This is a genomic window from Cobetia sp. 2AS (assembly GCF_029846355.1).
Lineage (GTDB): Bacteria > Pseudomonadota > Gammaproteobacteria > Pseudomonadales > Halomonadaceae > Cobetia > Cobetia amphilecti.
Genome location: NZ_JARWKQ010000001.1, coordinates 988,538 through 1,003,009 on the forward strand (window position 1 = coordinate 988,538; position 14,472 = coordinate 1,003,009).

Sequence of the window (14,472 nt, forward strand, 5' to 3'; positions counted from 1 at the left end):
CACACATTGTGAAGGGGCCGGTCTGTCAAGATGATGTCGAGATAAGCGCTGACTGGCCCCGTTATTGCAGTACTGGTAGACCCAACCGATATCCGCTTTCGTAAGGAGTCTTGCAATGGAAACTGTCGATACTGTGGTACACGCTGGCAACTACGCCTTCTTCTTCAGCAACTCTGGTGCCGTGGCGGTGTGCCTGCTGGTCGCCGCTGGCGTCTGCATTGCGCTGAGCGCCAACATCCTGCGCCACGAGAAAGCGTCCTTCGAGAGCAAGAAGACGCCGTGACCCTCCGGGCATCAAGACCGGCACATCAAACGCCGCAGCGCTCAGCGCTGCGGCGTTTTTGATAGGTGGCATGCACCCGATTGGCTTTGCGCGAAGAGAGTGTGGCGTGCGTCACGCAGTCGTCACCTGAGAGCTTGATAATGGCGGCCCCTCAAGGTGGCCCTCATGGAACGCGCGATAGCATGAAACTGATCCATCTGACCGACACCCATCTGGTCGCTCCTGACAAGCGACTTTACGGGCTGGACCCACGTGCACGGCTGGCGGCTGCCGTCGCTGATATCAATCTGCACCACGGCGATGCTCAGGGCGTGATCATCAGCGGTGACCTGACCGATCGCGGTGAACCGGCCGCCTTCCAGGCGCTGCGTGAGGTACTGGAAGAACTGTCGATGCCGTATTTCCTCGGCATGGGTAATCATGATGCGCGTGAGGCTCTGCAGGCCGCCTTCCCGGAGCTGCCCTGCGATGACGGAGGCTTCGTGCAGTATGCGCATGCCTTCGGCCCCGGCGCTGATGATTGCGTGCTGGTGATGCTCGATTCGGCGGTCGCGGGGGAGCATGGCGGTCTGCTGTGTGAGTCCCGCCTGGCGTGGCTGGATGCCTGTCTGGCTGCGCATCATGATCGCCGTATCCTGCTGGCGCTGCATCATCCGCCCATGGTCCTCGGCATCCGTTACATGGACGACATCCGCTTGCAGAATTCACAGGCGCTGCATGACGTGATCCAGCGGCATGGCAATGTCGAGCACTTGCTGTTCGGGCATGTGCATCGTCCGGCCAGCGGTGTCTGGCGGGGGCTCTCGTTCTCGACCCTGCCGGGCGTCAATCACCAGGTCGGGCTGGATCTGGTCTCAGCAGCGGATTGTCTCGCCGGCAGTCATGAGCCGCCGGCCTATGGCGTGCTGATGATAGGCCAGGAGCAGATCGTCAATCACCTGCACCTCTACATGGATGACAGTCGCCGCTATTTCTTCCACGACACGCTCGAGGCCGCCCAGTCGCTGGAGGCGCTCGATGAATTGATCGCTCTGCAGCGCGATGAGCGGATTCCGACTCGCGAGCGCGAGCCGTTGAGCAACACCTTGCAGGCAGCTGAGGCAGCAAAAGAATGAACAAAGCGTTATATGTCTTTGATTTTGATGGTGTGATTGCCGACAGCCTGACACTGTGTCTCAAAGCCTGCGCGCATGCGGCGCGTCTGGAAGGGCGGACGATCGTGCTGGAACGCAATAGCTGGGAGTCGCTGGACAACGTGACCTTCGAGGAGATGGCGCGTGGGCAGGGCTTCACGGGCGAGGCCGTCGCGCGCTTTGCCGCGCATGTCTTTGCCTATACCCGCCAGGCGACGCCGCCGGCGGTCTTCACCGGCATGCGCGAGGCCTTGTCGGCACTCGCCGAACAGGGCGACGTCATGGTGCTGTCGGCCAATCACAGCGAGATGATTCGTGCCACGCTGGCCGCCGCCGGCCTGTCGGACTGCGTGTCACAGGTGCTGGGCGGTGAGATCGCGGGCAGCAAGGGGGCCAAGCTGGCGGGTCTGTTGGCAGCGCCGCAAGTGGCGGTGGAGCGCAGCTGGATGGTGGGCGACGCCGTCAGCGACATTCGCGCCGCGCACGAGGCAGGGTGTCGTGCCGCTGCCGTCAGCTGGGGGTGGCAGAGCCCCGAGCGGCTGGCCAGCATGGCACCGGAGCGGGTCATCGCGCAGCCGCAGGCGCTGACATCACTTTGCGATGTGCCAAGCAGCGACAGTCGCGAAGCGGTATAGAGCCTGAGCAGGGCCTACCGCAAGTTTCAGGCCTTTGCGCACGCTTGCTCTGATTCACTCATGCTCTGGTTCACTCATGCACGTGTGAGCTGCTGCACGAGTGAGCTGTTGCACGTGTGAATTGATAGAACGAAGCCGCCGAGTCGTGTCACGACTCGGCGGCTTCGTTGCCTGACAGATCAGGAAGCTCGTCGTCTCAGACGGCTTGCTCGTTCAGACGGCTGCTGACTGAGACGGCCTGCTCAGGCGTCGTCAGTCGCGAGCTGCTCGGCGGTGGCTGTCTCGCCGCCTGCTTGTCTGACGCTCCTGTCGGGCTGCGCCAGGAAGGCTTCCAGCGAATCATCCATCGCGTCGAGCCAGGGCGTGTGATGGCGCGGGGCCATGGTGCCGGTCATCAGCGAGCGGTAGGAGTAGTCACGGAAGGTCATGATGTTCTCGTGCTTGTGGTGCTCCCACTCGAGGAAGGTGCGATTGACGCCGTCGATATCGAAGCTCGGATAATCTGTCTCCGAGATCAGTGACTTCACGTAATCGCCCTGGAAGAGGATCATTGATTCATCACTGTCCAACGTCTCTTCCCTGTCACGCCATGCCTGACTATCCGCCTGCATCGCCTCGCGGCTGGGCAGCGCGATCTCACCGAGAATCACGTCACGCACCCACCATGCCTGGGCATCGAACATGTTGAAGGTGTACCACTGGTCCTGCATGCCGAGGTAGAACATGCGCGGATTCTCTTCCCAGGCAGCGCCCTTGTAGAGACCGAGCGGCCACATGCGATTGCCCGTCTTGAGGCGCAGTGGCTCATCCAGGAAGGGGAAGTGGTGGAGGTAGCCGGTACACAGGATGATGGCATCGATCTTCTTGCTGCTGCCATCGCGGAAATAGGCCGTGTCGCGGTCCACTTTCAGCAACAGCGGCTTCTCTTCCCAGTTGTCCGGCCAGGCAAAGCCCATCGGGGCGGTGCGATAGCTGGTGGTAATGCTGCGAGCGCCATACTTGTAGCACTGTGAACCGATATCTTCGGCAGAGTAGCTGCTGCCGATCAATAGCAGGTCCTTGCCCTTGAATTCCAGCGCGTCGCGGAAGTCATGAGCGTGCAGAATGCGGCCATTGAACTGCGAGAACCCCGGGAATTCCGGCACGTTGGGGGTCGAGAAGTGACCCGATGCCACGATGACGTGATCAAACTGCTCCTGAATGACCGCATCGGCCTGCAGGTCATGGACACTGACGGTGAACTGCTCGCGGGTGTCGTCAAAGCTGACGTGGCGCACCGGGCAGTTGAAGCGGATGTACTTGCGCACGCCTGCCTTCTCGACTCGACCCTTGATGTAGTCGAAGACCACCGCACGTGGCGGGTACGAGGCGATGGGATGGCCGAAGTGCTCCTCGAAGGAATAATCCGCGAACTCCAGACATTCCTTGGGGCCGTTGGACCACAGGTAGCGGTACATGCTGCCGTGGACGGGCTCACCATTCTGATCGAGACCGGTGCGCCAGCTGTAATTCCACAGGCCACCCCAGTCACTCTGTTTTTCATAACAGACTATTTCGGGAATATCGATACCCTTGTCAGCGGCAGATTGAAAGGCGCGCAGCTGTGCCAGGCCACTCGGCCCTGCGCCAATGATCGCAATGCGTTTTGTCATGGGTATTTCCTGTTGAGACTGTAATGAGACGTCATGTTCCGTGAACCCCGAGTTGCGGGATCTCGTGTTGACCAGGTGCTTTTTCCTATGTAGTGGAGCGCGATAATAATGAGCGTTATCCAGCGCTTGGGTGGCCTGGAAAGGTAAAGAATCCAGTTGACTGGCCACCTGACATTTCGCTGAACCTGAACACGGAAGCCGTATTTTTCTTGCCTTTAGAGCAATCTACTGCTCGCGGAACGTGAGGCATCCTCGCAGAAATTATGCGCCATCTCAAATGTGAGGCATTGATTCTGAGTGTATGAAGTGTACACGATCACGAGGATGTTTAGACTTTAGTGGTAAGATTGTTTTGGGTTGTGTCTCTTTGGAAAGACCAGGCGCAAGGATGCGATTTATCGGCTCATGTCTTGGGTGGTTTATTTGTAACCTGTTGATTGATATGCATATTTTTGATGTTGTGGCGGTGACTTTCCATGGCGTTATCTGGCTTGTTTTCCATGTGGAAAGAAAAGAAGATTGCCGTGTTGCAATGTCGATTCGAAGGTGGATGATTTTCTGCCTATTCAAGGCATGCTGAGTCAAGCGGGTGGAGGGCTGAAATGATCTATTGGTCAAGCAGGTGGGGGCTGGTAATTTTGAGATTTTGCGTAAAATAGGGGTGTGAGGAGGATGGAAAAGGGGTGTCACAGTAGTGAGTGCTGTGTGAATGGAGAAAGAACAGGGGGCAGGAGGGAAAAGGGCGCCAGATTATCGAATGATCCTCGCTGGAGGATTTGCTGGGCTATTCATTTGGCAGACGTAGCGAAGGGGCAAGCGGAGGTTGATCACTCTGCATGCCGAAAGGGCGTATACTGGGCCGGTGACGGAAAGTCCACAGGAGAAGACACCATGACTCACAAGCGCAAGGTGCAGGACAACGCGCTCAAGGCGGCGCTGCGTACCCCGATGTTCAAGCAACGCGTGGTAAAGGCGCGCAAGGGCAAGGGCAGCTATCAGCGCCAGGGCAAGTCGCAGGGAAACAGGGGCGGCAGTGAAGCGCCTTCAGTCAGTGTGCACAACGCTGCCTGAAGACGCTTCATTGGTGCGGTTTCCCACGACCTGACATGCATCACTGCAAGGGACTGAAACATGAACGCCGCAGCGTCAGCGCTGCGGCGTTTTGCGTCTGTCCTACTGAAAGCGACTCAGTTCGAGAAGTGCGCATTCCAGGTCTCGGCGCGTGCGGCGTCGCGGGCTTCATAGTCGGCCAGCACCGTCTCCAGTTCGCCCAGTGATTCATGCTCACGATCCTCCCCCAGCTGGGTCAGGCGCAGGGTATACCAGGCTGTCACTCCGCCTTCAGGCGGCGCGCTGAAACGCGGGAATTCTGGCGCGGGGCATTCTCCGGCCTGCCAGAGGGCGGGCAGTGACGGATGCAGCGCCAGTGGGCGGGCCAGGCCGACGAGGTCGACGGCGCCCTGTGCCACGGCGTCTTCGGCCTGGGCGAGTGTCTTGAAGCCGCCGGTTGCCATCAGGGGCAGGGTCGTAACCTCGCGTGCACGCTTGGCGAATTCGACGAAGTAGGGGCCGCTGGCACTGGCATCCGACGCGGAGCTCGCGCCGGGGAAGTAGGTGCCGCCACTGATATCGATCAGATCGATGGGTAGCTCATCGAGTGCTGCTATCACCTGCAGCGCTTCGGCTTCCTCGAAACCGCCTTGCAGTTGGTCGCTGGAGTTGAGCTTCACCAGTACCGGGTAGTCGTGGCCAACGGCCTCACGCACGGCAATGATCACCTCACGCATCAGGCGCATGCGGTTGTCGAGGCTGCCGCCGTAGTCATCCGTGCGCTGGTTGAAGAGGGGAGACAGAAACTGGCTGAGCAGGAAACCGTGTGCCGCATGTACCTGTACCCCGCCAAATCCGGCTTCACGCGCCAGGCGAGCCGTCGTTGCCATGGCGGCAGGCAATGCCTTGATGGCCTCCAGGCTCATGGCCTCGCAACGTAGCCCGGGAATATCCAGGGCACTGGGGCCGTGCGCCGTGCTGGTCGGTGGGTAGGCCATCGCACCGGCGTGGCCGAGCTGCAGCCAGAGGTCTGCACCGTGCTGTTGACCGCGCTGGGCCAGTTGCGTGAAGGCCGCGAGATCGGATTGCGCGTTGAGCACCAGATTGCCCGGTTTCTCGGCATGGTGGTGGTCAGGCTGTACCTCACCGACCAGCGACGCCGCCACGCCACCTTCTGCCCAGCGCTCGTAAAGGCGCAGCTGTGCCTCACTGGGATGCCCCGTGCCATCGCCGAGAGAATCCGACATCGCAGCCTTGACGATTCGGTTGGCGAGCACCCGGCCGCTTGGCAACGTGAAAGGGGTAAACAGGGCGGAGGCTGTCGGCTGGTCTGTCATGGTGGCGATGTCTCTCTTGGTGCGCGTTAAGTAAAAGATGTGGCAAGGGATATGGCGAACAATGTGGCACTGAATCTGTCATTTCAGGAACTGATGACAGGGTGACATGCCTTGCGGACGGTGATAATCCGTTGTGCGCGCACAGTATCCGTGAGCAAATGGAACATATGAAAACGCATACGGACCTCGACATCTTTCACGCCGTCGTCGACGCCGGTACCTTCACCGGGGCGGCGCGCCAGCTTGGCATTACCCACTCCGCGATCAGCAAGCGCATCGCGCAGCTGGAACAGCGTCTTGGTGCCCAGCTGTTGATTCGCTCCACTCGGCAGATGCGCTTGAGTGAAGCGGGGCAGCTCTATGCCCTGGAGACGCGGGAGTTGCAGGAGCGCCTGCGCAATGTCGAACAGGAGATCGCCGAAGGCAGCGGCGCGCTCAAGGGGCGCATTCGCCTCTCGTGTTCCAATGCCTTGGGCAAGCTGCAGGTGATGCCCCTGCTGTTGCGCTTCATGGAGCGCTATCCCGAGGTGATCGTGGACCTGACGCTGTCGGACGCGGTGGTCGACCTGGTCCATGAAGGGATGGATCTGGCGATACGCAGCACCGCACAGCCCGAGCTTTGCCTGATCGCCAGGCGGTTGGCCACCAACCATCGCGTCATCTGTGCATCACCGGACTATCTGGCAAGCCACGGCACGCCGCGCTCAGTGCCGGAGCTGGCAGAGCATGTCAGCCTGATCCTGAATCTTCCCGGCGGGTTCAATGCCTGGGGGCTCAAGTCACTGCCTGACATGCGTTGCGGCTTCCTCTCCAATTCCCTGGAAACCCTGCATGCCGCCTGTCTGGGCAGTCGCGGCATTGCCTGTCTGCCGCACTACCTGATCGCCGATGACCTGGCTTCTGGACGCTTGATCCCGCTGCTGGAAGACATCCGTGGGGACGGCGCAGATACCAGCATCTACATCGTCCGACCGGAGACGTCGATTCTTCCTCGGCGAGTGAGGGTGCTGATGGATGCCTTGATAGAGGGATTTGAAACCGGCTAGGAGGCGTTTGCCAAGGCCATGACTTATCTGGTGATCATCAGGGTCATTACATGACATATTATCCCAAGGAGAGATAACAGGATTTCAGTGACGTACATCATGGAGCGATACATGTCACAGATAGGACGCAATAGATTGGCGGTACTTGTTGATGCTGACAATGCGCAGGCTGCTATCTGCGAAGCGCTGCTGGCAGAGATTTCAAAACTGGGGGTCAGCACCATCAAGCGGGCTTACGGAGACTGGACGACGCCGAATCTTGCGCCATGGAAAGAGCATCTTCTGCGTCATGCCATTCATCCGGTTCAGCAGTTCAGCTATACCCAGGGCAAGAATGCAACTGACTCTGCGTTGATCATCGATGCCATGGACTTGCTGTACTCGGGGAACGTGGAAGGGTTCTGCCTCATCTCTTCGGACAGCGATTTTACGCGCCTGGCGGCTCGTTTGAGAGAGAGCGGCATGCTGGTATATGGCTTCGGTGAAGACAAGACGCCTCAGCCATTCGTGTCTGCCTGTGACAAGTTCATCTACAGCGAAGGACTGCGCAAGGTGGCTGAGAAGCCCGCCCCGGCCATGCCAGTCAGCAAGTCGGCCGCTGAGCCGGTAGCCCTCGTCAAGCCGACCAAGGCACAGAGGCAGTTGAGGTCGCATATCTTGAGTGCGGTGAATGAGCTGCAGCAGAAAGATGGCTGGACTTCCTTATCAGCGGTAGGAAGTTATCTAAAGAAGAAGATGCCTGACTTCAAACCGGCCGATCATGGGGCCAGCAAGCTTGGAGTCTTGATCCAGGGACTGGATTATCTGGATAAATGGAATCGTCCGGTAAAGGGGGGTGTGCAGCATTTATATATCCGGAAAAAGGCTAGCCGGCCTGCAAAGGCCAGCTGATCAGGCAATCTAATGATAGAGGTAGTCAGTCACACAAGCCGATGGATATTAATCGGCCGCTATTTCCAGGTAATGAGCAGTCGTCGCTTTACTCAGCCGCCATCATTCGCTCGTATAGACCATCCTTGAGCAGGCTACGCTGGTGCTTGAGCTGGTGCATGGAGTCATCGCCGATCGGCGATTCATCGACTTCCAGGGCGTGAATCTCGATATCGATACGGGTATAGGCTTCCGCTATGCGGGCAAACTCTTCATTGCCATTGATCAGGCGCAGAATGAGTTCACGTTGCTGAGGGAAGTCGTTGCACAGGGAGTGGTCATCGATATGCATGGTGTGGCTCCGAAATAGGGTGGGAGAATCCAAAAAGAGAAAGGGGGTGGGAGAATCCAAAAAGAGAAAGGGGGTGGGAGAATCCAAAAAGAGGGAGTGTTGCCACTCCCCTAAAGGGCATCCTTGCTTACGTTGCAGGACGTATTCTCAAACGATGGACTGGACGTCGATCACGATCTGGTCCCAGTTGCGCTGGGCGGTCATGTCGTTTTCGACATCGCTGTCATAGGCATTCTGGAAGCGCTTGATGGCGGCGGTCTGGCTGGTGGCCTGATAGAGCCAATAGGCCTCTTCCTTCAAGGCGTCTTCGATGGGCTTGTCGATGGAGGCGTAGACGGCCTGTTTGCAGGCGTTGATGGCGGCTGATGGCCACAAGGAGATTCGCTCGGCCAGCGAGTCGACGAAGGGACCGATCTCCTGCGGGTCCAGCGCACGATTGATGGTGCCGTATTCGGCGGCCTGATCGGCATCGAAGTCCTTGGCGCTGAGGATGATTTCCAGCGCTCGGCCAAGGCCTGCCTGACGTGCCATGCGTGAGGCACCACCCCCGCAGGGCAGAATGCCCATCGCGACTTCCATCTGCATGAAACGGGCCTTGCCACGTGCGGCGAAGCGCATGTCACAGGCCAGGGCAAATTCGTGACCACCGCCGCGGGCAAAACCTTCAATCTTGGCGATGGTCGCTTGGGGCAGGCGGCTTACGCGCTCGAGTACCACCTGCAGGTCCAGCAGCTTGACCTCGCCCTGGTGGACCGCATGCGTCGACATGTCCTTGAGGAAGTCCACGTCGGCATGCGCGACAAAGATTTCCGGATGGGCTGACTGGAAGACCACCACCTTTGTGTCGCTGTCACGCTCGAGCTTCTGCGACAGCATGGTCAGGTCGGCCAGCATGGGAATGTCCTGAATATTGACCGGCGGATAATCGAAGGTCACATACAGAATGGCGCCTTTCTGTTCAGTGCGGAACGTCGTAAATTTCTTGTATATCATTATGTTATCTCGGTTCGTTCGCTGCCCGTCGTGTGTGATTAACGTTAGCACCGAGTCCGGGGATTGATTACCGAGAGATTGGAAGAAAGAAATTATTCGATTGATTGAGAGTAGGGGTTCGCAAGAGGAATCAATGGGTTATCAGGCGGTATCAACAGCCGCCAATAAAAAAAGTCCCGCGATAGTCGTATCTGGCAACGACTTTCACGGGACTTTTGCCTTCGAGCGGGTCACACGCGTGGAGGGACGAGCCTAGCCCTTGCTGTCATCGGCGCTCTTGGCAGGCCCTTTGGCAGAGTTATTGGCTGAGCCCGCATCTTTCTCGGTGTGCTCGTAGACGGGTAAAGCACCTTCACCAGAGCCAGCTTCATCGCCCGAGACAGCACCTTCACCAGCCGCCGTTGCAGCGGAAGGCTGGGTGCTTGAGGTGTTGGCACCGATACGCTTGGTCCAGCGCTGGCGGGCAAAGCGGCGCAGATTGGCCACGTTGTCCGTCTCGTCGATGATGTCCTCGCCCAGAATCGTCTCCATCACGTCTTCCAGCGTGATGACACCCAGCCAGTTGCCGAGGTTGTCGTAGACCACGCACAGATGCTGGCGTTCGCGCTGCATGAGCCCAAAGGCATGTTCGACGTTGTCTTCGGCGTGCAGCTCGCTGATCGGGCGCATCAGGTCCTTGAGCGGCGTGGTGGGCTCTGCTTGATGGGCATCGGCCCGATGGATCATGCCCAGCGTTCGCTCATCGTCGGTCATCACCGGGTAGCGGCTGAAGGGCCAGATCGTCAGCTGGTCATTGAACTCGGCCACGCTCATCTCGGGACTGACCGTCTGGCAGACAGGGCGCGGCGTCAGCACGTCACGCACCTTCATCTCGTGCAGATTGAGGATGTTGGTGATGACGCGCTGTTCATCATTTTCCAGGGCTTTCTTGTCGAGCCCCATCTGGGCCAGTGCCTTGATCTCGCCACGCACATCGATGTCATGAGCATCCTTGCCGATGCGCGAGGTGATCAACTCCGACAGCCAGATCAGCGGCTTGAGCGCGATGACCATGGCATTGAGCACGCCGGGCAGCATCGGCGACAGCTGACGCCAGTAGGTGGCACCGATGGTCTTGGGGATGATTTCCGAGGCCACCAGGATCAGCAGCGTCATCACCGCCGAGGCCACGCCGACCCAGGCTTCCCCGAAGACGACCGATACCTGCGCGCCCACCCCCGTGGCACCGACGGTATGCGCGATGGTGTTGAGCGTCAGGATGGCGGCCAGCGGCTTGTCGATATTGTCCTTGAGCTTGGCCAGAGCGGCGTGGCGCTTGGGGTGCTGGTCTCTCAGGCTTGCCACATAGCTGGGAGAGAGCGACAGCAGCGCCGCCTCGAGCACGGAGCAGATGAATGAGATGCCAATCGCGATGGCAGCGAACAGGATCAACAGAAACATGAGGCGTGCTCCTAGGGGGAAAGGCATCCATTAGTGACATAAGGCGCAGCACTGTCAAACCCGTGAATTCTCGCAGAGTTTTCAGCCTGCTGGCCAAGCTTGCCAGCCTGTGCCGCAAAGTGCCGTTGACTCGAGGGATGCAAAAGGGCTGCAAGAGGGCTGCAGAAGAGAACAGGGCTTTACATGAGACAAGATGCAATACTTATATGATAATGAGATTGTTTTGCTTTCGGTAATCATTGTATTTTGTGGGCGCCAGCCGTATTCGCAAGCCGCGGCCTGGCGTGGCCGCTGAGTGGCATCGTGCGCCCCTTCAGCCGTCAGTGCGACCCGCAGCAGGCGATAGGCCTTCACCAGGATTCACCTTGCAGGGATTTGCAGCGTCATGTCACAGCCGCTTGGAGACATAGCCGACAGTCGGGCCACTCGCCGCGTCATGGCCTCACCTCAACAGCGCCATTCATCGCTCAGCGAGCGGCGAGGCTGGCGAGCAGCGAAATATCCGCATTGCGAGGGGCAGGTGCAGAACCTGCATCCCTGGCGGGATGCGCATCTGACGCTGTGTGATCTAGAGGTGTCACGCGCCTATCACGGCCAGTATCAGTTTCACGAGGGCCTCTATCTCTGCCTGGTGCTGGAAGGGCGACTGACGCTATCAGGCCTGGACGGCGCGGGAGTCGACTTGTCCGCGGGGCAAGGCGGTATCTTTCGCCCGGCGAGAACGCAGTCTGCGCCGCCGACGCTGAAGAGCTATCACCCTCAAGGCCGCCTGCGCTGTATCAGCTTGCATCTGGAGGGTGAGGCCAGCCAGCCCCTGCAGGTACGGCAGGGGCTGGCGAACTGGGATGCATTGCCGTGCGCGCGTCATTCCAGTCCGCTGGGCTGGACGCCGGGGCGCTGGCTTCATCAGCAACTGGATGAGCGTGTCAGAGCCCCTGATGGTGAGGGCGTACGAGGAGAGTGCGAGACGCCGGCGCCCCCCGCGACCCCCGCCTGCGAGGGTGAGATGCTGGAGTGGCAGGGGATCGCGCTGCAGTTGTTAGGGGCGGCACTCAAGCGCCGCGCTGGTGAGGCACAGGAGGTGCCTCCGTTCCCTGCATCGCCATTAGCGTCCCCATCGCGCCCCCACAGCGCCTGTCGACATCTGGAGGCGGTACGCCAGCGTCTTGCCGCCGTGCCGCATGGCACACACTCGCTGGAGGAGCTGGCGCGGCTGGCCTGCATGAGCCCCTCCGGCTTGCGCCACAAGTTTCGCCAGGCCTTCGGGCAGTCACTGGGCAGTTATCAGCGTGAATGTCGCATGCGGTGTGCCGAGCAGGCTCTGCGGCGCGGGGTGAGCATTCAGCAGGTGGCGCATCAGGTGGGGTATGCCCATGCCTGCAACTTCGCCACGGCCTACCGGCGTCATTTCGGGGTGTCGCCACAGGTGGCACGAGCCAGGTTTCATCGCGTCGATTGAACCGTGATGGCGGCGAGCACCTGACAATGGGCTTGGGGTTGTCACAATACGCAAGCGGGCACCCAATGGGTGCCCGCTTGCGTATGTCGTACTCGAGAGTTGAGTGCTGGTGATGCCAGCTGGCCTTACAGGAAGGGAATCATCGGCAGCACCACGTCATCCAGCAGACCCGTCGGGTAGTGCAGATTCATCGCCGCCTGCATGCCGAGCAGGAAGACTGCCACGCCCAGCGCGAAGAGCCCTGCGAAGAGCGGCGACTTGCGTGCGATGGTGAGCTGGAAGCCCAGGCAGAACAGCACGGCGGTGGAGACGAAGCCCAGCAGCGCACTGACGCCGATCAGCACGAAGAAGCCAAGTACCACACCCACTGCCTTGAAGGCCGGTTGCTTGACACGAATCATGCCGCGACGCCAGCCGTTGAAGACCACGGCGATCACCGAGAGCAGCGTGATGAAGGCGGCCAGCGTCGGGAAGGCCTTGCCCAGCGGCATCAGATCCCTGACGTCGTAGAGCGCCCACAGGGCGGCTGCGCCCATCATCAACAGCAGCAGGAAGTCGACGCCACCGAAGCCACGCGATTCCAGCACATCCTCTTCCGGCGACGGCGCGGTCTCGACCACTTCATGGGTCTGGCGACGACGCATGATCGCCTTGCGGATCACCGGCAGGAAGAAGGCCAGCAGGATCAGGCCGAGGATAATCAGCACGCCCGGTCGCAGGAAGGCTTCGGCGCCGTGGAACTGCATGCTCTGATAGAAGTAGTTCTCGGCACCCGGTGCCAGCACGAAGCCGATCAGGAAGGCCGGACGCGACCAGCCAGCACTCTTGAACAGCACACCGATCATGCCGATCATGCCCAGCGCGGCCCAGTCACCCAGCGAGCGGCTGGCCTGGTAGGCAGCGAACAGGATCAGCACGGTGATGGCAGGGGCCAGAATGGCGAAGGGCACACGCGTCAGCTGCGCGACCGGACGCGCCAGCATCAGACACAGGCCCGCGCCCAGAATATTGGCCAGCGCCAAAGACCAGATGATGGTGTAGGTCATGTCCAGATTGGTGGTGATCATCGACACGCCGGGTTCCAGACCCAGCAGCAACAGCCCACCCAGGAAGACCGCCGCCGTGCCGGAGCCTGGCACCCCGAACAGCAGTGTCGGCACCATGGCACCGCAGGCGCAGGCATTGTTGGCGGATTCCGGCGCGATGACGCCGCGGATGTCACCCTTGCCGAACTGGCTCGGGTCCTTGGCGGTCTTGACCGCGAAGCCGTAGGTGATCCAGTCGACCACGGAACCCGCCAGACCCGGAATGGTCCCGATCAGGCTGCCGATACCGGCACAGCGCGCAACCAGCCACTTGTTCTTGACCACATCCTTGATGCCGGCAGACCAGCCCTTGCCCAGGTCGGTGTTGCCGTTCTTGGCGATACTGCCACGTCCCAGCAGCAGCTCGACGATTTCCGGCAGGGCGAAGATGCCCAGACCCAGCACGATCAGCGGCACGCCGTCGTACAGGTAGTCGATATCCAGATTCATGCGGTACTCGCCGGTCGCCGGTGCGGCGCCGATGGCACCGACCAGCAGGCCGAGGCCGCAGGCTGCGGTGCCCTTGAACAGGTTCTTGCCGGACAACACCGCCACCATCGTCAGGCCCAGCAAGGTCAACACGAACAATTCGGCTGACGAGAAGGCCAGTACGAGGGGGCGTGCGACGAGGATGAAGCCGGTCAGGATGATGGCACCGATCACGCCACCACACAGGGAAGACAGGAAGGCACTGGTCAGCGCGCGGGCTGCCTGGCCCTTCTTGGCCAGCGGGAAGCCATCCAGCACCGTGGCTTGCGACGCGCTGGAACCGGGAATGCCCATCAGGACAGAGGCGAAGGTATCGCCGGTAGGAATGACCGCGACCATGCCCATCAGCATGCCCAGGGCGTAGCCCGGGTCCAGTCCATAAAGGAAGGGCAGCAGCAGGGCCATGCCGGCGATGCCGCCCAGGCCGGGAATGATACCGACCAGCAGGCCGACGAAGATGCCGATCATCATGAACAGCAGATGCGTCAGCGTGAAGACGTGTCCAATGCTGGACAGGAGAGTGTCGATCATGGCGTTACTCAACCTCTTGTTCTTCTCTAGATGCTTCTCTAACACTCAGAGGCGGTGCCGGGGAGAGCATGGTGAGGCAGGGAGTGAAAGGCTCACGGGGCTGCTGATCGGCAGCCC

The 14,472-nt window shown here is 60.1% G+C and carries 13 protein-coding genes; 7 read left to right on the forward strand and 6 right to left on the reverse strand.

Annotated elements, in window-relative coordinates; genetic code table 11:
- Positions 1-115 precede the first annotated feature (115 nt).
- From QD356_RS04180 to QD356_RS04190, 3 genes are all read left to right on the forward strand, one after another.
- Positions 116-283, forward strand: coding sequence for a hypothetical protein (locus QD356_RS04180; RefSeq protein ID WP_153635554.1), 168 nt, complete (start codon positions 116-118; stop codon positions 281-283).
- A gap of 182 nt (positions 284-465) precedes the next feature.
- Positions 466-1,398: a phosphodiesterase gene (locus QD356_RS04185; protein WP_192838087.1), complete on the forward strand. Its 933-nt coding sequence runs from the start codon at positions 466-468 to the stop codon at positions 1,396-1,398.
- Positions 1,395-2,051: an HAD family hydrolase gene (locus QD356_RS04190; protein ID WP_192838088.1), complete on the forward strand. Its 657-nt coding sequence runs from the start codon at positions 1,395-1,397 to the stop codon at positions 2,049-2,051. The genes QD356_RS04185 and QD356_RS04190 overlap by 4 nt, the downstream gene beginning before the upstream one ends.
- Before the next feature lie 242 nt (positions 2,052-2,293).
- Here QD356_RS04190 and QD356_RS04195 read toward each other — a convergent pair whose 3' ends face one another.
- On the reverse strand, positions 2,294-3,703 hold the full coding sequence (locus tag QD356_RS04195; RefSeq protein ID WP_192838089.1) for an NAD(P)/FAD-dependent oxidoreductase: 1,410 nt from the start codon (positions 3,701-3,703) through the stop codon (positions 2,294-2,296).
- An 891-nt stretch (positions 3,704-4,594) separates the two neighbouring features.
- On the opposite strand from QD356_RS04195, the gene arfA reads away from it, so the two are divergent.
- Positions 4,595-4,774, forward strand: a complete 180-nt coding sequence (arfA, locus tag QD356_RS04200) for an alternative ribosome rescue factor ArfA (protein WP_043332202.1) — start codon at positions 4,595-4,597, stop codon at positions 4,772-4,774.
- A 116-nt stretch (positions 4,775-4,890) separates the two neighbouring features.
- Here the strand turns inward: arfA and QD356_RS04205 are convergent, their stop codons facing one another.
- Positions 4,891-6,090, reverse strand: coding sequence for an oxidoreductase (locus tag QD356_RS04205; RefSeq protein WP_192838090.1), 1,200 nt, complete (start codon positions 6,088-6,090; stop codon positions 4,891-4,893).
- Positions 6,091-6,257: 167 nt separating this feature from the next.
- On the opposite strand from QD356_RS04205, the gene QD356_RS04210 reads away from it, so the two are divergent.
- Together QD356_RS04210 and QD356_RS04215 are read left to right on the forward strand one after the other, a co-directional pair.
- Positions 6,258-7,136 (forward strand): LysR family transcriptional regulator, encoded by an 879-nt coding sequence (locus QD356_RS04210; protein WP_192838091.1) that lies wholly within the window; start codon positions 6,258-6,260, stop codon positions 7,134-7,136.
- Positions 7,137-7,247: 111 nt separating this feature from the next.
- Positions 7,248-8,027, forward strand: coding sequence for an NYN domain-containing protein (locus tag QD356_RS04215; RefSeq protein WP_192838092.1), 780 nt, complete (start codon positions 7,248-7,250; stop codon positions 8,025-8,027).
- Positions 8,028-8,115: 88 nt separating this feature from the next.
- On the opposite strand, the gene QD356_RS04220 is transcribed toward QD356_RS04215, so the two are convergent.
- The 3 genes from QD356_RS04220 to QD356_RS04230 form a co-directional block, all read right to left on the reverse strand.
- Positions 8,116-8,358, reverse strand: a complete 243-nt coding sequence (locus QD356_RS04220) for a YdcH family protein (protein ID WP_054555932.1) — start codon at positions 8,356-8,358, stop codon at positions 8,116-8,118.
- Between the two features lie 147 nt (positions 8,359-8,505).
- Entirely contained in the window at positions 8,506-9,351 is an 846-nt protein-coding gene (locus QD356_RS04225; RefSeq protein WP_192838093.1) for an enoyl-CoA hydratase/isomerase family protein, read from the reverse strand.
- Positions 9,352-9,603: 252 nt separating this feature from the next.
- Positions 9,604-10,791, reverse strand: coding sequence for a CNNM domain-containing protein (locus QD356_RS04230; RefSeq protein WP_192838094.1), 1,188 nt, complete (start codon positions 10,789-10,791; stop codon positions 9,604-9,606).
- 436 nt (positions 10,792-11,227) lie between these two features.
- Between QD356_RS04230 and QD356_RS04235 the strand changes: the two genes are divergently transcribed.
- Entirely contained in the window at positions 11,228-12,250 is a 1,023-nt protein-coding gene (locus tag QD356_RS04235; RefSeq protein WP_192838095.1) for an AraC family transcriptional regulator, read from the forward strand.
- Positions 12,251-12,375: 125 nt separating this feature from the next.
- Here QD356_RS04235 and QD356_RS04240 read toward each other — a convergent pair whose 3' ends face one another.
- The gene (locus QD356_RS04240; protein ID WP_043332191.1) at positions 12,376-14,355 is read right to left on the reverse strand and encodes a tripartite tricarboxylate transporter permease; all 1,980 of its coding nucleotides are present in this window, start codon (positions 14,353-14,355) and stop codon (positions 12,376-12,378) included.
- Positions 14,356-14,472 lie beyond the last annotated feature (117 nt).

Bases quoted from the DNA above. Each gene is read 5' to 3' on its own strand.
- QD356_RS04215 (WP_192838092.1), top strand. From the start codon at position 7,248: ATGTCACAGATAGGACGCAATAGATTGGCGGTACTTGTTGATGCTGAC.
- arfA (WP_043332202.1), top strand. From the start codon at position 4,595: ATGACTCACAAGCGCAAGGTGCAGGACAACGCGCTCAAGGCGGCGCTG.
- QD356_RS04225 (WP_192838093.1), bottom strand. From the start codon at position 9,351: ATGATATACAAGAAATTTACGACGTTCCGCACTGAACAGAAAGGCGCC.
- QD356_RS04210 (WP_192838091.1), top strand. From the start codon at position 6,258: ATGAAAACGCATACGGACCTCGACATCTTTCACGCCGTCGTCGACGCC.
- QD356_RS04180 (WP_153635554.1), top strand. From the start codon at position 116: ATGGAAACTGTCGATACTGTGGTACACGCTGGCAACTACGCCTTCTTC.
- QD356_RS04185 (WP_192838087.1), top strand. From the start codon at position 466: ATGAAACTGATCCATCTGACCGACACCCATCTGGTCGCTCCTGACAAG.
- QD356_RS04205 (WP_192838090.1), bottom strand. From the start codon at position 6,090: ATGACAGACCAGCCGACAGCCTCCGCCCTGTTTACCCCTTTCACGTTG.
- QD356_RS04230 (WP_192838094.1), bottom strand. From the start codon at position 10,791: ATGTTTCTGTTGATCCTGTTCGCTGCCATCGCGATTGGCATCTCATTC.
- QD356_RS04220 (WP_054555932.1), bottom strand. From the start codon at position 8,358: ATGCATATCGATGACCACTCCCTGTGCAACGACTTCCCTCAGCAACGT.
- QD356_RS04195 (WP_192838089.1), bottom strand. From the start codon at position 3,703: ATGACAAAACGCATTGCGATCATTGGCGCAGGGCCGAGTGGCCTGGCA.
- QD356_RS04240 (WP_043332191.1), bottom strand. From the start codon at position 14,355: ATGATCGACACTCTCCTGTCCAGCATTGGACACGTCTTCACGCTGACG.
- QD356_RS04235 (WP_192838095.1), top strand. From the start codon at position 11,228: ATGGCCTCACCTCAACAGCGCCATTCATCGCTCAGCGAGCGGCGAGGC.
- QD356_RS04190 (WP_192838088.1), top strand. From the start codon at position 1,395: ATGAACAAAGCGTTATATGTCTTTGATTTTGATGGTGTGATTGCCGAC.